Origin of the sequence: Stenotrophomonas lactitubi, assembly GCF_002803515.1 — a bacterium.
Taxonomy (GTDB): domain Bacteria; phylum Pseudomonadota; class Gammaproteobacteria; order Xanthomonadales; family Xanthomonadaceae; genus Stenotrophomonas; species Stenotrophomonas lactitubi.
Window position 1 is genome coordinate 2,090,885 of record NZ_PHQX01000001.1, and the last position, 17,891, is coordinate 2,108,775.

Consider the following 17,891-nt stretch of genomic DNA (forward strand, 5'->3'; position numbering starts at 1 on the left):
CACCCCCTTGATGGCGAACGCAGCGCAGCCGGTCCTGGGTGGACCGGACTTCCTCCGTCTGCTCGCCCGTCTCAGCGACGGCGCGATGCCGGCCTCCAGTCCCGCCCTGACCGATCGCCTCGGCCAGTGGGTGGATTGGAGCCGTGCCGTGGCCCTTGCGGGGGCGCTGGATGACCGCCTGGCTGAACCGGCCGAGGCCGCCGAAGCGCTGGATGATCTGCTGGCCGACTGCGCCCAGGCCGAAGCGAGCCTGTTGGCCTCGCTGAGCGAGGATGCCGAGGCCGAGCGCCTGCTGGACCTGGCCGAGGCCGCTGCGGCACCCAACTTCGCTTCGCTGCGGCAGCGCTACCGCGTGCTGCAGCAGGCCATCCAGACCGCCACCGGCCGCCTGCGCGGCCGCCTGCGTGACCAGCTGGTGCTGGCATCACCGGAGCTGGCGCGGCTGGCCGAGGTCGATGCGGTGATGGAACAGACCTTAAGCCCGCGCGAGCACAGCCTGCTCGCCACCGCCCCAGCAGTGCTGGGTGCCCGATTCGAACGCGTGCACGGCCAGCCCGGCTGGCGCGCGTCCTTCCGCCACGACATGCGCACGCTGCTGCTCGCCGAGCTGCAACTGCGCTTCCACCCGATCCAGGGGCTGCTTGCCGCCCTGCGCTCACACTGACCGGAACACCATGTCCAGAACTGTTTTCCACGTCCTTGTCTTCCTTGCTGGCCTGCTGGCCGTGTGCTGGATCGGTGTCGGCTATGTCTCGGTTCACCCGCTGGGTGCGGCCGTGGCAGCGATCATTGCGGCCTGCTACATCGCCGGTGGCGTGGAGCTGTACCGCTACCGGCAGGCCAGCAATGGCCTGCGCGCCGCGCTGAATGACGTTTCGCTGGCCAAGGACAGCCTGGCGCCGTGGCTGGAGCGTGTGCCGCTGAGCCTGCGCAACGCCGTGCGACTGCGCGTGGAAGGCGAGCGCACCGCCCTGCCCTCGCCGGTGCTGACCCCCTATCTGGTGGGCCTGCTGGTGCTGCTGGGCATGCTCGGCACGCTGCTGGGCATGATGGACACCCTGCGCGGCACGGGCCTGGCCCTGCAGAGCGCTACCGACATGGCCGCCATCCGCGGCTCGCTGGCCTCGCCAGTGCAGGGCCTGGCGGTGGCGTTCGGCACGTCCATCGCCGGTGTCGCCAGTTCGGCCATGCTGGGCCTGTTGTCGGCGCTGCTGCGCCGCGACCGCCTGCAGGTGGTGCAGCAGCTGGACCGCGCCATCGCCACTGACCTGCATCCGTATTCGCAAGCCTGGCAGCGTGCCGAGTCGCTGCGCCTGCTGCAGTCGCAGTCCGCAGCGCTGCCTGCGCTGGTCGATCGCCTGCACGCGATGACCAGCACCTTCGAACAGCACAGCGCGGCCGCCAATGAGCGCCTGCTGGCCGGTCAGGCCGAATTCCTTACGCAGAGCCAGGCGTTGCAGGAGCGCCTGGCCACCTCGCTGCAGCAGTCGCTGCGCGAAGGTGCCGAAGCCAGTGCCGCCGCCATCGGGGGCGCGCTGCAACCGATGGCCGAAACCACGCTGGCTGGTCTGGCCAGTCACGGCCAGGCGCTGCATTCGCGCGTCGAACACGCGGTGCAGCAGCAGTTGAAGGGCCTGACAGAGGGCTTCGAGCGCAGCCGCCTGGCCACCGAGGCCAGCTGGGCCAACGTCGTGGCTGAGCAGACCGGCGCGCAGCAGACACTGGTGTCTGAACTGCGCCAGCATCTGCAGGCCTTCAGCGAAGGCCAAAGCGCACAGAGTGAAGCGCTGGTGGTGCGCATCGGCGAGCGCCTGCAGGCCGACGCCAGCGCCAACGCCGACGCCTGGCATGCCGCTGCCGAACAGCAGCATGCGTTGAACAGTGAACTGGTCGAGCGTCAGCAGCAGGTACTGCAGCGTGCCAGCAGCCATCTGGACGAACGTGCGCAGACGCTGCTGCAGGCGCTGGATGAGCGCCACGCCGCCGGCCAGTCGCTGCTGCAGGACCACGAACAACAGCGCCTGCAGGACTGGCAGGCTGCACAGGCCGCCACCGCCACGGCGCACGCCGAACTGCAGGCGGGCCTGGATGCACGCGAACAGCAGCGCCAGCTGCGTTGGGACGCGGTGAGTACCGAGCTGCAGCAGGCGCATGCCGCATTGCAGGCTCAGCTGGTGGCCGCTGACGAACAGCGCCTGCAGCGCTGGAGCGAGGCGTTGCAGAGCGTTTCGACCGAGCTGGCCGAGCGCCTGCAGGCCAATGGCGAACGCTTGTCCGCGCAGCAGCAGCAGGTGTGCGACACGCTGGCGCAGACCGCGCAGCAGATCGGCGAGAACGGCCGCGCACAGGCCAGCGCCACGCTGGCCGAAGTATCCACCCTGCTGCAGACCGCGGCCGAGGCGCCGAAGGCCGCGGCCGAGGTCATCAACGAACTGCGCAGCACCCTGTCCGAAAGCCTGGTGCGCGACAACGCGATGCTGGAGGAGCGTGGCCACCTGCTGGCCACCGTGCAGACCCTGCTGGAGGCGATCAACCACGCCTCGCACGAGCAGCGCACGGCCGTGGACGCGTTGGTCGGTGGTTCAGCTGAACTGCTGGAACGCGTCGGCAACCGCTTCACCGACCACATCGCCGCCGAGACCGGCAAGCTCGATGGCATCGCCACCCTGCTCAACGGCAGTGCCGGTGAGGTAGGTCAGCTGGCCGGCACCTTCGGTTCTGCGGTCGAGCAGTTCGGCACTGCCTCGGCGGAGCTGTCGGGACGCCTGGAGCAGATCGGCGGGGCGTTGGATGCCTCGCTGGCGCGCAGCGATGAGCAGCTGGCGTACTACGTGGCACAGGCGCGCGAGGTGGTCGACCTCAGCCTGCTGTCGCAGAAGCAGGTGATGGAAGAACTGCAGCAGCTGGCCGCGCGCCGCGGCAAGGCCGGCAGCGCATGAGCGACGAGCTGGAGGTCGACGGCGGCTCGCACGCCCCGATCTGGGCGGCATTCGGCGATCTGATGTCGGTGCTGCTGGGCGCGTTCGTGCTGATCCTGGTCGGCGTGGTTGCGGTGCAGCTGGAGCTGTCACAACGGCTGGACCAGGAGGTCAAGCAGCGCCAGGCCGAGGCCAAGCGCCTGCAGACGCTGGAACAGGCGTTGGCTGGCCCGCTCGCCGCCGGCCGGGTGACGCTGGTGGATGGTCGCATCGGCATCAGCGGCAGCGTGCTGTTCGCGCTGAACTCCGACCAGCTGCAGCCGGAAGGCCAGGAACTGCTGCGCAGCCTGGCCGCGCCGTTGGCGGCGTACCTGGGTTCGCGCGAAGAAATCCTGATGGTCAGCGGCTTCACCGATGACGCGCCGGTGCGCGAAGGCAACCGCCGCTTCGCCGACAACTGGGAGCTGTCCGCACAGCGCTCGCTGACGGTGACCCGGACCCTGATCGCGGACGGCGTACCGGCCGATGCGGTGTTCGCCGCTGCGTTCGGCAGCGAGCAGCCGGTCAGCTCCAATGCCAACGAAGAGGGCCGCGCGCGCAACCGCCGCGTGGAGATCGCGCCGATTCCCAAGCCCAAGGCTGCTGCGCCGGGTGAAAAGAGCGGCGATGGCAGCTGAGTCCTCGCCATTGGATGGATTGCGTGCGCTGGTGCGCGATCTGGATGCCGGCTCGCGTGCACTTGCGCACTATCCGCAGGTGCCGATGCTGGACGACGTGCGCCGCGAGTGGTCCGAACTGCGCAGCGAACTGCAGGTGCGCCGCTCGCTGCGCACCGAGGCCCCGGCCGACGGCGGCCCACTGAACTCGGCAGTGCTGGTGCAGCGCATGCTGGACACGATGCAGGCAACCAGCCCCGGGTATCTGCGCCACTTCATCGACTACGTCGATACGCTGTCGTGGCTGCAGGCGTTGCAGGATGGTGCAGCCAGCGTTGCGGATACCGCAAAGCCGAAACGCACACGCAAGCCACGCAAGGCGGATTGAGCACGCGTTGACGCCGACCTCGATCGGCGCTTCTGGAAACGACGATCCTGATCCGCGCTCCTGGTAGACGCCAACCTTGGTTGGCGCTCCACAAACCGGGTAGCGCAGCGTCCATTCGACGCTGCGCATGCCAACCAAGGTTGGCATCTACCACAGCAGTGCGCCGGTCGTTCCAACGTTCAAAGCAGTGCCGCCACCCGGCCCAGTCGCAAGCACAGATGACCATGTCACCAGACAGTCATCTGTCTAGCGCACCATTTTCACGTTGATCGAACGACGCCTCCGGTGTCTGTGATCGCATCGCGTGTTTCCCCTTTCATCTGCCTGAGCTCCGCTTCCATGCGGCGGCTCGCGCCTGCCTGAGTGCCTGCTCCATGACCAAGACCCTGTTGGCTGCTGCGTTGTCCCTTGCCCTTGCGCCAACCGCATGGGCGCAGCAGGCGCCGTCGGCCACCGACCTCGATGCCGTTTCAGTCATCGGCAGTGGCGAGGCGCGCCAGGTGCAGCGCATCACCCGCGAGAACCTGGACATCCTGCCGCCAGGCACCAGCCTGCAGAAAACGCTGAACCTGCTGCCCGGCGTCAACGCGCAGTCGGCCGATGCGCTGGGTACCAACGAACAGTCGATGACCCTCAGCCTGCGCGGCTTCAACGCCACCCGCCTGGGCTACACACTGGACGGCGTGCCGCTGGGCGATGGCGCGTACAACAACTACAACGGCCTGACCATCAACCGTGCGCTGATCAGCGAGAACATGGCAGGCGCCGAACTCGCGGTGGGCATCGGCAGCCTCGGCACGCCGTCCACCAGCAACCTCGGCGGCACCATTTCCTATACCTCCGACCGACCGGCGCAGGAACTGGGCGGCCGCGTGGTGCAGACCTTCGGCAGCGATGCCAACCGCCGCACCTTCGTGCGCGTGGACAGCGGCGAATACAACGGATTCTCCGGCTACGTGTCGGGCATGAACGCGGTCTCGGACCTGTGGAACGACCAGACCGCCTACAACAAGTCCACCACCAAACAGTTCAACGCCAAGGGCGTGTGGAACTTCGGCAGCGGCCAGATCACCGGCTTCGTCGACACCTCGCGCACCAGCCAGGCCGACTACTTCTACCTTTCGAAGGACGAGATGTCCCGCGGCCTGGGCTGGGACTGGGGCGGCTACGCACCGGACTGGAACAAGGCCGTGGCCAAGGCCTACTGCAACACCGCCAGCCTCAACGCGAAGAAGTGCGACAACAGCGGTCCTGACAAGGACGCCGACGGCGCCTTCACCGCCGGGCAGATCCTGCGCGATGACAACCTGTACTACCTGGCCGGCGACTTCTTCCTCGCCGACGGCTTCACCCTGCGGGCGCTGGCCTACCACCACGACGATCGCGGCGAAGGCCACAACTGGAACAGCGGCGCCTGGTCGAACAAGGGCACTGCGCAGGAAATCCCGATCATCTTCCGCAACACCATCTACACCATCGATCGCGATGGCGGCACGCTGTCGTTCGATTGGGAACTGGGTGCGCACCGCATCGAAGGTGGCGTCTGGTACGAACGCAACACCAGCAGCGCCGAACGCTACCAGACTGCGGTGGACGGACCACGTGACCTCAGCGGCATGAACACCCTGCCCTCGGATGTGGGTGTGTTCGCCCAGCGCACGCGTTGGAAAACCCACCAGTTCTTCCTGAAGGACACCTGGCGCCTGCTTGACGACCGTTTGACCCTGGAATTCGGCGCCAAGAGTCCGCATGCCACCTCCGACGCGCAGGCACTGCCCGGCGATGCGAAGACACCGATCTCGCCAAGCTCGAACAACCAGTTCGCCACCGGTTCGCTGAAGGCCAGCAAGAACTTCCTGCCCAGCGTTGGCGCCAACTTCCGCCTCAGCGAGCATCACGAAGTGTTCGCCAGCTACGCCGAGAACATCGCCATGTTCCAGGGCGGCTTCAAACTCGGCCCGCAGGCGGTCAGCCAGGCCACCTGGAACGCGCAGGGCAACCTGAAGCCGGAAGAATCACGTTCGCTGGAGGCGGGCTACCGCTTCGTCACCGACACGCTGCAGGCATCGGTTGCTGCCTACAGCGTGCGCTTCGACAACCGTCTGCTGCAGTACAACCCCTGCGACTCGCGGCAGGCGGTCGGACCGACCTGCGGCAACCGCTTCTACAACGTCGGCGGCGTCGACAGCCGCGGTGCCGAACTGACCGTGCTGTGGACACCGAACGAGCACTTCAGCTGGTACACCTCGGCATCGCTGAACCGCTCGACGTATGCCTCCAACTACATCCAGGCTGGCGTCGAGCAGCAGATCAAGGGCAAGATCCAGACCGACACGCCCAAGCAGCTGCTGGCCACCGAGATCACGTGGCGCGACAACGGCTGGTTCGCCAGTCTGCGCGGCAAGTACACCGGCGAGCGCTTCTACACCTATACCAACGACCAGGGCTTCGGCGGCTTCACCGTGTTCGACCTGGCCGGCGGCTACGATTTCGGCCAGGTCGGCTTCGCAAAGGGCATGCGCCTGTCGCTGAACGTCACCAACCTGGGCGACAAGCGCTACGCCAGCAACCTGGATTCGAGTGTGTTCGCACCCAGCGACCCGTCGGGCAAGCTGTATGTGTTCCATGCGTCGGCACCGCGCCAGGTGTTCGGTACCATCGACATCCGCTTCTGATCACCGGCCGAGGAGTCCATCCATGTCCGCTACTGCCCTGCTGTTGGCCGCGCTCTCGGTCAGCGGCTACAACGCCCCGCATGAAGCCCGCGGCATGCCACCACGCGCGGTGGACGTGGGCAGCTTCACCTACGTGGACAAGGGATTGGTCGCCGCCGGGCGATTGCCGGCCGGCACCGTGGACTTCCTCGGCGATACGCTGGGCTCGTTCTCGTCGTTGGCGGTGCAGCCGGGTACGTGGCGACGCACCGCGCGGGGTTACGAGGGGGTGCTGTGGACGCTGCCCGACCGCGGCCGCAACGATCCGGAGGCCGGCCTGTTCTACGACTATGCCGGCCGCCTGGAACGCATGAAGCTGCGCATCGATTGGCCGCAGGGGACGTCCAAGGGCTTCGGCGTGGTGACGATGACGCCCGACAAGGGCCTGGTGCTGAAGGACTACAACGGCCATCCCTTCACCGGTGCCGACCCCGGTGATCACACGATCAACCAACGTGGCGTGGTGCTGCCCTCGCCCGCCGTGGGCCCGGGGGCCGGCAAGGTCGCACTCGATGCCGAATCGCTGCAGTTCACTGCCGACGGCCACTTCTACATCGGCGACGAGTACACCGCCAACGTCTACTACTTCGATGCACAGGGCCAGCTGCAGGGAGTGATCGTGCCGCCGCTGGCGATCCGGCCACAACGTGATGGCAAGCCTGCCTTTGGATCGTTGACCCCACCGCAGACCGGGCGCCGCAACAACCAGGGCGTGGAAGGCATGAGCCTGTCGCCCGACGGCACACGGCTGGTTGTTGCCCTGCAGAGCGCCTTGATCCAGGACAGCGCGCCGGGCAATGCCGCTGGCCGCATCAATACCCGCGTGCTGGTCTACGACGTGTCCACCAACCCGACGCCGACGCAACCGGTCGGCCATCACGTGATGATCCTGCCCGCCTATGCCCATGACGGCAAGGGCAAGCTGGACCGTACTGCTGCACAGAGCGAGCTGCGTGCGTTGGACAACGAGCGTTTCCTGATGCTGGCGCGCGATGGCAATGGACTGGGCAAGGATGGCGACGACCCGATCGTCTATAAATCAGTGCTGCTGGTGAACGTGGCGCAGGCGTCCAATCTGGTGGATACGGAATATGAGAACGGCACGGCATCGGTGCTGGCCGACCCGGCTGATGCGATCTTGAAGACCGGTATCGTTCCCGCCAACGTCAAAGAGGTGCTGAACCTGCTCGACCGGCCACAACTGGCCCGGGCCGGGCTGGACCTGGATACAGGGCGCGGCCCCCACCCGGGACTGCTGTCGGAGAAATGGGAGGCGATGGACGTGTTGCCGGCGCTTGATCCAGAGCACCCGAACGACGTACTGCTGCTGATCGGCAACGACAACGACTTCATCGCCCGCAGCTGCCGCATGCAGGGCGAGCACTGCGACAGCGCGTACGACAACGACAACCGGGTACTGGTGTATCGGCTCACCCTGCCGCAGCCACTACCCGTCACGCCACGATAGATTCTGTAGAGCCGAGCCCATGCTCGGCTGCGCTGCACGGAATGTTCCCGCATTGAGTAATAAGCCGAGCATGGGCTCGGCTCTACAGAGTGCATTCCTACCCGCGCAACGTGGCGCCACCATCCACGTACAGGTCACTCATCGCTACGTGGCCGGCCTGCTCGGACAACAGGAACATCACTGCCTGTGCGATGTCCTCCGGCGTGGCCAGCTTCCGCAACGGAATGCCCGCCTTGTAGGTAGCCGGATTGCCAGCGATCACCCGCGCCGCGCCCTGCTCGTCTTCCCACATGCCGATCTGCATCGGGGTCAACGTGGAGCCCGGCGCCACGATGTTGCAGCGGATGCCCAGCGGCGCCAGCTCCAGGCCCAGGCAGCGGGTGAACATCGTCGCTGCCGCCTTCGAGGCGGCATAGGCGGCCATGCCGTGCCGTGGCACGCCCGCCGCGTTGGAGCTGACGGTCACGATGGCGCCTTGCCTGCGCGGCGACATCACCCGCGCCAGTGTGCGACCGACATGGAACACACCGTCGGCATTGACCGCGAACACCCTGCGCCAATCCGCGTCGCTGGTATCCACGACCTCGCCGACATGCAACACGCCAGCCACGCTGGCCGCCAGCATGATCGGCCCCACCGTGGCTTCCACCTGGTCGACCAGCGCGTCCACGGCCGCGCCGTCGGTGACGTCCAGTGCGAAGGCCTGCACGCGCCCATCGTCGGTCGCCAGCGGGGGTCGCTCGCGATCGGTTGCCACGACCCGGCATCCTGCGTCCAGCAGCTGCCCCACCAGTGCCGCGCCGATACCACCGGCTGCGCCGGTCACCAGCGCCACGTTTCCTTCAAAACCCGTCAACTGCACGTTGCATTCTCCTGTTGCCTGTCCCACTGCTGCAGACGCGACGATAGCCACGGTGCCAGCTGTGCCACTGCGTCGCGGCTGGTCAGTTCGGCGTGCAGGAACGGCAGCTCGATGGCATCCACCTGCAGCGCATGGGCCTTCCACAGTGCGGACTGCAACTGCGGCCGCGCCTGATGATCGCGTCCGGCGCGTACATGCGCCAGCGTTCCCACGAAGGGTCGGTGCTGGTGTTCGCGGATCAGTCGATTGGTTCCGGTCACCGCCCGCACCACACCGTCGAGCACCACCTCGGGCAGGCTGCCCAGCGCGCTGCCGCCGCGCCGCAGGAAGGCGAGGATGCGCGCGCGGTCGTCCAGCTCGGGATGCGCGTCAGGATCGTGCCCGGCGATGGCCAACAGCGCCCGCAGCGCCGCGATCGGGTCGGGCTCCGGTTCGGCACGCCAGCATTCGCTGGGATAGGCATCGAGCAGCACCAGTTCGCCGACCTCGCGGCCGATGTCGTGCAGGCGCACCGCCATCGCCTGCGCAAGGATGCCGCCGACCGACCAGCCGAGCAGATGGATCGGCCCCTGCGGCTGCAGCGTGATCACCCGCTGCACATAGTCATTGGCCATGGCCTCGATGCTGCCTGGCAGGGGTTGCGTGGGATCGAGTGCAGGTGATTGCAGCCCGTACACCGCGCGCGTTGGCTGCAACGCACGGGCAAGCGCGCGATAGTTCCATGCAATGCCCCCCGCCGGGTGCAGCACGAACAAGGGCGCCACGGTTGGCTCGTCGGATGCAGACAGCGCAATCACCGGTCCCAACGCGTGATCGGCACGTGCGGGCGGCTCGGCAATGCGTGCCGCCAGCGCGGCAACGGTCGGCTGCGCGAACAGCGCGCCGAGACCCAGCTCGCAACGCCAGCGCTGCTCGATGGCCAGCAGCAGGTGCACGGCCGAAAGCGAGTCGCCACCGAGACTGAAGAAATCCACATCGATGGCCACGGGCGCTTCACGTCCCAGCGCCTGCGCGAACAGCCCTGCCAGTTCCCGCTCCAGCGGCGTGCGTGGCGCCTGCCCTGCGACGTCCTGCTGCGGCGGCTTCGGCAGCGCAGCCCGGTCCAGCTTGCCATTGGCAGTCACCGGCCACTGATCCACGCCTACGAACGCAGACGGCACCATGTAGTCGGGTACCCGCGTCAGCAGATGACTGCGCAGCTCCGCTGTATCCGCCTGGGTCGACGGCACATAGGCGACCAGCCGCGCCTCACCGGGAAGATCATCGCGCAGCAGCACTTCCACCCGGTCCATGCCAGGCAGCTCGCGCAACGCCGCTTCGATCTCGCCGAGTTCGATGCGCAGGCCGCGCAGTTTCACCTGGTGGTCGCTGCGCCCCAGGTATTCGACAGCACCGTCGGCCCTCCAGCGCGCCACGTCGCCAGTACGATAGATGCGTTCACCCGTCAGGAACGGATCGGCCAGGAAGCGCTCGGCCGTCAGGTCGTCGCGGCCGAGATAGCCGCGCGCCAACTGCACACCACCAAGGTAGAGGTCACCTGCCACGCCCACCGGCACGGGCTGCATCCGTGCGTCCAGCACATACAGGCGGGTGTTCCAGACCGGGAAACCGATCGGCACCGGGCGCGAGCAGTCATCGGCCGACGCCGGCCACCAGCTTACATCCACAGCAGCTTCGGTCGGCCCGTACAGGTTGTGCAGTTCGGATTGCATTCTCGCGTGGAAGCGATCACGCAGGGCGGCATCCAGCGCCTCGCCACTGGTGAACACGCGCCGTAGCTGCAGGTCCTGTGAGGCCGGTGCAGTCAGGAACGCGTCCAGCATCGACGGTACGAAATGGGCGGTGGTGATGCCATGCACGCGGATCAATCGCGCCAGCTCGGTCGGGTCGCGGTGTGCGTCCGGCCCCGCCAGCACCAGCGTCGCGCCACACAGCAGTGGCAGGAAGAATTCCCAGACCGATACGTCGAAGGTTGCCGGGGTCTTCTGCAGAATCCGGTCGTCGGCGCCGATGCCGTAGTGCTCGCGCATCCACAGCAGGCGATTGACGATGGCGCGGTGCTCGATCACCACGCCCTTGGGCTCGCCGGTCGAACCGGAGGTATAGATCACATAGGCCGGATCGTCGCCCATCGGGCCCGGCCACGGTGCGGCGAAGCTCACATCGGTCCACTGCTCCGGCGGCAGCACCGGTACGTCTGCCAACCGGGATTGTGCGCTGGCCTCTGCCAGGATGCAGACAGGTTGCGCCGACGCCAGGATGCGCGCCAGTCGCTCCGCCGGATGGGCGAGGTCCAGTGGCAGATATGCGCCGCCTGCACGCAGTACCGCCAGCAGCGCCACCACCAGTTCCAGCGAACGCGGCAGCGCTACCGCGACGATGGTGCCCGGCCCCACGCCCAGCGAACGCAGCTGCGCGGCCAGGGCGAAGCTGCGCGCCTCAAGCGTGGCATGGTCCAGCGTCGTCTCACCGAACACCAGCGCCGGTGCCGACGGATCACGGTCCATGCCCTGCTGCAGCAGTTCGACCAGGGTGGTGTCAGGCAGCGGATGGGCGGTGGCATTGAATCCATGCAGGACATGCCTGGATTCTTCCGGCGTGGCCAGCGGCACCGCCGCGATGTCTTCGGCCTGCAGCGCCGCCGACACGAAATGCAGCAGCCGCCGGGCATGCGCCTTCACCTCGTCCAGATCGTACAGGGCGGGGTTCGCTTCAATCTCCAGATCCAGCAGGGTCTGTCCATCGCCACGGAAGCCCAGTGTCAAATCGTCCACCGGCCCGGTGCTCAGCACCTCCAGCGAGGCCTGAACACCCGGCAGCGCCAGCGGCTTGTAGAAGGGCTGTACGTTGATCAACGGCCCATGCAGGCGGTGCTGTGCGCCGACCAGCCCAAGGTCACGACGCAACTGCTCGCCACGGTAGCGGCCATGCTTGCGGCCCTGGCTGAGCTGGCGCCCGATGCGCCGGCAGAATTCCTCGACGCTGTCCTCGCCGTCCGCCACCCGCAGCGGCAGTACGTTCATCACCATCGCCGGCACCCGCGCCGCAACGCTGCCCAGCCGCGCCATGTAGGGCACGCCGAGCACGACTTCCCCGGACGCGCTCATGCGGCGCACATACTCGGCGGCCAATGCAGCGAGCACATCCGGCCACGGCTGCAGCCACGATGCCGAAACCTGCAGCAGGCGCTCGCGGAAAGCAGGGTCCACCGGCTGCACCCAACGCACGGCATCGTCGCTGGCAGCGGCAGTTCCGGCCAGGCCGGTGGAGGCCGGCGCGCCCTGCAGTGCCTGCAGCCACCACTGCCTGTCGGCGTCGCGGCGCGCATCGCGGCGGTAGCTGGCATCGTCGGCCAGCACGCCCGCCAGCGCTGGCAACGCGCTACCGGTGCGGCCCGCATACAGTGCGCAGACACGGTCAGTAAACAGCGCCATGCCATAGCCATCGGTGGCCAGGTGATGCACGCGCAGGTACCAGGCCCAGCGCTGGCCGCCCAGGTTGAACAGCACCTGCTGGCTCAGTCGGTCGCGGGTCGGATCAACTACGCTGGAGCGATCGGCCTGCATCGCGGCGCATGCCGTCTGCTGCGGATCGGCCGCAGCAGCAACATCGCGCAGCTGCAGTGATGGCACCCGCGTGGATTCGTGCCATTGCACCGGCTGGCCGTCCTCGGCCTCGGCGAAACGCAAGGCCAGCGCCTCGGCCTCGGCGGCGGCCTGATTGGCGGCGGCAGTGAACGCCGCCACATCCAGCGAACCCTCGATCCACACCGCATGCGCGGTATTGAATGCAGGGTTTTCCGGTGCCAACCGCTGGGCGAACCACAGCCCGGCCTGCGCCTCGGTCAGCGGCAGCGGCAGCGGCAGTCCATTCATGCTGTCTGCGCGGCCTGCAGCTGCTGCACCACTGCCCACCACTGGCGAAGCGTGGTGTGTTCGGCCAGCTGAGAAAATTCCAGTGGCAGCCCGGTGTTGCCCCAGGCCAGCACCAGCCCCAGCATGCGCATCGAATCCAGATCCAGATCGATCAGGTTGTCATCGTCACCGATGTCGGCCGCCTGGCAGTCCAGTACGCGGGCGACGTCGGCGCGCATGCGCTCCAGGGTCAAGGTTTCGGTCGTCGCGTTCATCACAATGCTTCCAGCAGCTGGTCGGTGGTCATCGGTACGCCGCAGGTGCGGGCGATCCAGTGCAGCGCCTGATCATGGTCGGCACGCGAGAAATCAGCCACGGCATCGGCAGCGATGAAGGTCTCTATGTCGCGCTGGAACGCCTCCACCGCCGTGGCGGTGCATCCGATGTGCGCGTACACGCCGGTGATCAGCAGCTGGTCGCGGCCACGCACGCGCATCAGGGTCTCCAGATTGCTGCGCTGGAATGCGCTGTAGCGGTGCTTGACCAGCACATGCTCGCCCGTCGCAGGTGCCAACGCGTCGATGATCGGCTCGTGGTCGGCACGACGGCCCATGCCCGGGCCCCACAGATCTGCCTGCAGGCCGCGGTCACGGCGGTCCTGGTCGCCGTGCTGGGCGGTGTAGAACACCGGAATGCCGTGTGTACGGCAATGCCCCAGCAGCCGCGCGATGTTGTCCACTGCCGGCCGCAGCGGCGCATTGCCCGCATCGAAGGCGGCAAGGAAATAGCGCTGCATGTCGTGCACCAGCAAGGCAACACGATCACGCTGGGGGCGCCAGGCGCCACGCGCCTGCGGCAGTTCCGCGGCGGTCGGCAGGGAATACGGGGCAATACGGGGCAGCGCCATCAGCGCGTTCCTCCTGTCTGTTGCAGATGACGCGCACGCAGCTGCGCGCGCAGTTCGCGGCGGCTGATCTTGCCAACCGCCGTGGTATCGAAGCTGTCCACGAAGACAATCTGATCGGGCACCTTGAACGCGGCCAGGCCACGTCCGCGCATCCACGCCTTCAGCGCTGGCGCCTTGATCGCCTCGCCCTGCTGGATCACGAAGGCACAGCTGCGCTCGCCCAGATAGTCGTCGGGAATGGAGACCACGGCAGCATCGAACACGCTGCCATGGGCCAGCAGATGGTCTTCGATCTCCTCGGCGGAGATCTTCTCGCCCGCCCGGTTGATGTGGTCGCCGGCACGGCCCTGCACCACCAGGTAGCCCCCGGGCAGCTGCTGCACGCGGTCGCCGGTGCGATAGAAGCCATCGTCGGTGAACGAGCGCGCGTTCGCCGCCGCGTCATTGTGGTAACCGCGGATGGTATACGGGCCCCGCGTGAGCAGATGGCCAACCTCGCCTTCGGCAACAGGCTGGTCATGGTCATCGACCACACGCACTTCATCATCGGCGCTGATCGGCCGCCCCTGGCAGGCAACGATCAGTTCCTGCGGATCATCCAGCCGGGTGTAGTTGACCAGGCCTTCGGCCATGCCGAACACCTGCTGCAATGTGCATCCAAGGCCATCAATGACCCGCCGTGCGGCCTCCGGCACCAGCTTGGCTCCACCAACCTGCAGGACCTGCAGGCTGGACAGATCGTGCTTGCTGGTCGCCGCCGCCTGCGCCCACAGCAGCGCCAGCGGCGGTACCAGACCACAGCAGGTCACCTTCTCGCGCGCGATCAGCGGGAATGCCGCATCCGGGCCCGGGCCCGGGCTGAGCACCACGCGGGCGCCGGCGTACAGCGCACCGAAGAAACCCGGTGAACTCATCGGGAAGTTGTGTGCCGCTGGCAGCGCGACCAGGTACACGCTGTCGCGGTCGATACCGCAGATTTCGTTGCTGGCGCGGAACGAGTAGATGTAATCGTCATGCGTGCGCGGAATGAGCTTTGACAGCCCGGTGCTGCCACCGGAAATCTGCAGGAACGCCACCGACTGCGGATCAGGATCGGCCGGCAGCTGGCTGCGGTCGCCCTGCAGCGAGTCCAGCGCAACAAATTCGGCTGCGTCGCCATCGATCAACACGTGGCGTACCGCTGGCACCTCCGCCTGCAGCGCGCGCGCCAGGCCACGGTGGTCGAAACCCTCATGTACATCGGTGCTGATGTAGGCACTGGCCTCGGCCTTGCGGGCGAAGTGGGCCAGCTCGGTGATGCGGTGCGCCGGCAGCGCGTACACCGGCACCAGCCCGGCGCGGAACAACCCGCAGATGGTGCTGATGAAACTGGCGCTGTTGCCCAGCTGCACCAGCACGCGCTCCCCGGGTTGCAGGCCCAGCGCCAGCAGGCCGGCACCGATGCGCCCGGCCTCATGCCAGAGCTGCGCATAGCTCAAGCGCACATCGCCAGCCACCACCGCGATGTCATCGGCATGGCGCTCGGCGCGTTCGCGCAGGAAACCGGGGAAGGTTTCGCCACGCCAATGACCTGCAGCCCGATAACGCGCGACCAGCGCTTCGGGCCATTGCTGCTGCAGCGGCAGGCGGGAGTCAACGGTGGACGGCGTCATGCGGATACCTCGATCAGGGGCAGCGGGTCCTGCACGCCCAGTGCGTTCAACAGCGCAGCGAATTTGGCGGCGGTCTCGGCGACCTCGGCGTCAGGCTGCGAGTCGGCGACGATGCCGGCGCCGGCATACAGGCGCAGCTGGGTGCCCTGCAGGCGCGCGCAGCGGATCGCCACATACCAGTCGCCGTCACCCTGTGCATCCAGCCAGCCTACGGCGCCGGCATAGAAGCCGCGCGGTACCGGTTCCAGCGCACGGATGCGCTGCAGTGCTTCCAGCCGCGGGGTACCGCAGACGGCCGGGGTGGGATGCAGCTCGGCCAGCAGGGTCGCCGCCGAGGTGGCAGCGTCCTTCAGCGTGGCGTGGATGCGTGTTCCCAGATGCCACATGCTGGCGGTAGCGTGCAGCACCGGGCGCGGCTGCGCCTCGATGTGGCTGCACCACGGCGACAGGCCATCGACGATGGCCTCCACCACATGGCGGTGTTCGTCGTGATCCTTTGCCGATGCCAGCAACGCCTGCGCGGCGCGCTCGTCGGCGGCCGGGTCAGCACTGCGCCGGGCCGAACCGGCAAGCGGATGCGACAGTACCTGCGCACCGCGCTTGCGCAGCAGCAGCTCCGGCGTCGCCCCCACCAGCCACGCCGGTGCCTGGCCGACGTCCACCGGCAGCGGCACGGCGTAGGTTGCCACCGAAGGATCGGTGCCCAGGCGGGCCAGCAGCGTTTCCGGCGACAGCGCCTGCTGCGTGCGCGCCAACAGGCTGCGCGCCAGTACCACCTTGTGCAGCACCGGGTTGGGCGCGCGCATCGCGCTGACCGCGTCGGCCACTGACGCTGCATAGTCCTGCGCGGACGGCTCAGCGGCCAGCACTCCGGCCAACGCCGGCGCCGCCTGTGACTGCACAGGCAATGCTGGCAACAGTCGCTCGGGCTGGTACAACGCATCATCGGCACGCGGCTCGAACGGCACCGCGCCGACCAGCAGGCCCGGGCCACCGCGCTGCTGCGCGAAGAACGTCGCCACGCGCTCGGCCAGCGTGGCCAGCGCGCCCGCCGGCAAAGGTGCGCGGCAGCCCCGCGCGTGCATCTGCTGATCGGCCTGCCGCAGCAGGAACAGCGGTGCTTCAGCGGTGGGCTCCGGCAGCATCGACGCAGCCTCCGGCCATGCGCCCTGCATCAGGGAATCGTTCATGTCGTCTCCTTCATCCGATACGCTGCGGCCAGCACGCACAGCACCAGCAGCAACACGCCGACCAGCAGATAAGGCAGGCTGGCCCCGCCGCGATACAACAGGGTGCCGAGCATCGGCCCGGCTACCATGCCCAGCCCCTGTGCCGCCGCGACCGTGCCTGCCGCCGCACCCTGTTCGTGCGCCTGCACCGCATCGGCGGCCAACGCCTGGAACGAGGGAAACACGAAGCCCATGCCGAACGCCGCAAGCGCGTACGCTGCTGGCAACTGCCAGGTCTGCTGCACCGCGGCCACCGAGGCGAAGCCGATGCCGGCGATCAGTGCGCCGAGGATGATCCAGCGCCGGGGATGCACGTCCAGCTTCATCACCAGCCCCTGCGCAAGAATCAGGCCCACGCCCACTGCAGTCAGGGCGATGCCGGCCATGCGTGCGCCTTCGGCTGCATCCAGGCCGAAGCGATCGATGGCGAAGAAGCCCACCGTGACCTGCGCGATGGTGACCGACACCATCGCCACGAAGGCGGCCATCTGCGGCAGACGCAGACGCGGGTCGAGGCGCGACAGTGGTATGCGCTTGCGGTTCTGTGCGGCAGCCACCGGGGGCGTGGCCGGCAGGCGCCACGCCAGCAGACCCAGCGCGAGCAGCGGCAACAGCGCCGCCACATACAGCGCCAACGGCAGGTTCTTGTAGGCAAGCCATCCGGCAGCAGCCGGGCCCAGCACCATGCCCAGCGCATTGGCGCTGCCCAGCCGGGCCAGGAACTTGGTGCGTTGACCCGGCGGGGCCTGGTCTGCGATCAGCGCAGCGGCGGTTGGCGGCACGGCCGCATAGAACAGGCCCACCAGCCCGCGCGCACCTACCAGTACCAGTACCGAGACCAGCACCGGCGGTATCGTCTGCAGCGCGACATCGATGAACACCGCCAACGCGATGTAGACCAGCGTGTAGGCGCTCATGGCCAGCACCAGCACGCGCTTGCGGCCGATGCGATCGCTGAGCTGGCCCCAGGGGCGAGCGGCCAGCATCCACAACACCCCGGCAGCCGTGACCGATAGTCCGGCATGCCATTCAGACAGGCCCAGCAGGCGGACCACCGGGCCGATGACGGCGACAAAGGACATCATCGCCATGGTGCCGATCAGGGCAGCCAACACCAGCGCCGGCAAGCCGGGAACCACGGGACGTGCATGCATGGAACACCAACCGTAACCAAGGAGGGAACGCCGGGCGCTTCCGCACCCTGCGCGACGTCGCCCTGTCAGGCGGCGACGCCATCCTTAAA

The 17,891-nt window shown here is 67.7% G+C and carries 13 protein-coding genes; 6 read left to right on the top strand and 7 right to left on the bottom strand.

What is annotated here, in order from left to right; all coding sequences use genetic code 11:
• Window positions 1-10: 10 nt before the first annotated feature.
• The 6 genes from CR156_RS09830 to CR156_RS09855 all read left to right on the top strand — a co-directional run bounded on the left by CR156_RS09830 (window position 11) and on the right by CR156_RS09855 (window position 8,144).
• Window positions 11-664 carry a DUF3348 family protein gene (locus tag CR156_RS09830; protein ID WP_100552713.1) on the top strand — a complete coding sequence of 218 codons (654 nt, stop codon included), beginning with the start codon at window positions 11-13 and terminating at the stop codon, window positions 662-664.
• Window positions 665-674: 10 nt separating this feature from the next.
• On the top strand, window positions 675-2,939 hold the full coding sequence (locus CR156_RS09835; RefSeq protein WP_100552714.1) for a DUF802 domain-containing protein: 2,265 nt from the start codon (window positions 675-677) through the stop codon (window positions 2,937-2,939).
• Entirely contained in the window at window positions 2,936-3,595 is a 660-nt protein-coding gene (locus CR156_RS09840; RefSeq protein ID WP_100552715.1) for an OmpA family protein, read from the top strand. Before CR156_RS09835 ends, CR156_RS09840 begins: the two co-directional genes overlap by 4 nt.
• Entirely contained in the window at window positions 3,492-3,962 is a 471-nt protein-coding gene (locus CR156_RS09845) for a DUF2894 domain-containing protein (protein ID WP_100552716.1), read from the top strand. Before CR156_RS09840 ends, CR156_RS09845 begins: the two co-directional genes overlap by 104 nt.
• Window positions 3,963-4,336: 374 nt before the next feature.
• Window positions 4,337-6,637 (top strand): TonB-dependent receptor, encoded by a 2,301-nt coding sequence (locus CR156_RS09850; protein ID WP_100552717.1) that lies wholly within the window; start codon window positions 4,337-4,339, stop codon window positions 6,635-6,637.
• Between the two features lie 22 nt (window positions 6,638-6,659).
• A complete protein-coding gene (locus CR156_RS09855; RefSeq protein WP_100552718.1) occupies window positions 6,660-8,144 on the top strand; it encodes an esterase-like activity of phytase family protein in 1,485 nt (494 codons plus the stop codon).
• Between the two features lie 97 nt (window positions 8,145-8,241).
• Here the strand turns inward: CR156_RS09855 and CR156_RS09860 are convergent, their stop codons facing one another.
• Genes CR156_RS09860 through CR156_RS09890 form a run of 7 tightly spaced genes read right to left on the bottom strand, consistent with a single transcriptional unit; the run spans window position 8,242 to window position 17,802 of the window.
• Window positions 8,242-9,006 (bottom strand): 2,3-dihydro-2,3-dihydroxybenzoate dehydrogenase, encoded by a 765-nt coding sequence (locus CR156_RS09860; RefSeq protein ID WP_100552719.1) that lies wholly within the window; start codon window positions 9,004-9,006, stop codon window positions 8,242-8,244.
• On the bottom strand, window positions 8,997-12,881 hold the full coding sequence (locus tag CR156_RS09865; RefSeq protein ID WP_100552720.1) for a non-ribosomal peptide synthetase: 3,885 nt from the start codon (window positions 12,879-12,881) through the stop codon (window positions 8,997-8,999). The genes CR156_RS09860 and CR156_RS09865 overlap by 10 nt, the downstream gene beginning before the upstream one ends.
• On the bottom strand, window positions 12,878-13,135 hold the full coding sequence (locus CR156_RS09870) for a phosphopantetheine-binding protein (RefSeq protein ID WP_089235878.1): 258 nt from the start codon (window positions 13,133-13,135) through the stop codon (window positions 12,878-12,880). Before CR156_RS09870 ends, CR156_RS09865 begins: the two co-directional genes overlap by 4 nt.
• Window positions 13,135-13,767: an isochorismatase family protein gene (locus CR156_RS09875; RefSeq protein ID WP_100552721.1), complete on the bottom strand. Its 633-nt coding sequence runs from the start codon at window positions 13,765-13,767 to the stop codon at window positions 13,135-13,137. Before CR156_RS09875 ends, CR156_RS09870 begins: the two co-directional genes overlap by 1 nt.
• A complete protein-coding gene (locus tag CR156_RS09880) occupies window positions 13,767-15,419 on the bottom strand; it encodes a (2,3-dihydroxybenzoyl)adenylate synthase (protein WP_100552722.1) in 1,653 nt (550 codons plus the stop codon). Before CR156_RS09880 ends, CR156_RS09875 begins: the two co-directional genes overlap by 1 nt.
• Window positions 15,416-16,609 carry an isochorismate synthase gene (locus CR156_RS09885; protein WP_100552723.1) on the bottom strand — a complete coding sequence of 398 codons (1,194 nt, stop codon included), beginning with the start codon at window positions 16,607-16,609 and terminating at the stop codon, window positions 15,416-15,418. Before CR156_RS09885 ends, CR156_RS09880 begins: the two co-directional genes overlap by 4 nt.
• A complete protein-coding gene (locus CR156_RS09890; RefSeq protein WP_100552724.1) occupies window positions 16,606-17,802 on the bottom strand; it encodes an MFS transporter in 1,197 nt (398 codons plus the stop codon). Before CR156_RS09890 ends, CR156_RS09885 begins: the two co-directional genes overlap by 4 nt.
• Window positions 17,803-17,891 lie beyond the last annotated feature (89 nt).

Coding starts and splice junctions, on each gene's coding strand:
- CR156_RS09840 (WP_100552715.1), top strand. CDS start 2,936: ATGAGCGACGAGCTGGAGGTCGACGGCGGCTCGCACGCCCCGATCTGG.
- CR156_RS09885 (WP_100552723.1), bottom strand. CDS start 16,609: ATGAACGATTCCCTGATGCAGGGCGCATGGCCGGAGGCTGCGTCGATG.
- CR156_RS09830 (WP_100552713.1), top strand. CDS start 11: ATGGCGAACGCAGCGCAGCCGGTCCTGGGTGGACCGGACTTCCTCCGT.
- CR156_RS09835 (WP_100552714.1), top strand. CDS start 675: ATGTCCAGAACTGTTTTCCACGTCCTTGTCTTCCTTGCTGGCCTGCTG.
- CR156_RS09890 (WP_100552724.1), bottom strand. CDS start 17,802: ATGCATGCACGTCCCGTGGTTCCCGGCTTGCCGGCGCTGGTGTTGGCT.
- CR156_RS09880 (WP_100552722.1), bottom strand. CDS start 15,419: ATGACGCCGTCCACCGTTGACTCCCGCCTGCCGCTGCAGCAGCAATGG.
- CR156_RS09870 (WP_089235878.1), bottom strand. CDS start 13,135: ATGAACGCGACGACCGAAACCTTGACCCTGGAGCGCATGCGCGCCGAC.
- CR156_RS09855 (WP_100552718.1), top strand. CDS start 6,660: ATGTCCGCTACTGCCCTGCTGTTGGCCGCGCTCTCGGTCAGCGGCTAC.
- CR156_RS09875 (WP_100552721.1), bottom strand. CDS start 13,767: ATGGCGCTGCCCCGTATTGCCCCGTATTCCCTGCCGACCGCCGCGGAA.
- CR156_RS09850 (WP_100552717.1), top strand. CDS start 4,337: ATGACCAAGACCCTGTTGGCTGCTGCGTTGTCCCTTGCCCTTGCGCCA.
- CR156_RS09845 (WP_100552716.1), top strand. CDS start 3,492: ATGCCAACGAAGAGGGCCGCGCGCGCAACCGCCGCGTGGAGATCGCGC.
- CR156_RS09865 (WP_100552720.1), bottom strand. CDS start 12,881: ATGAATGGACTGCCGCTGCCGCTGCCGCTGACCGAGGCGCAGGCCGGG.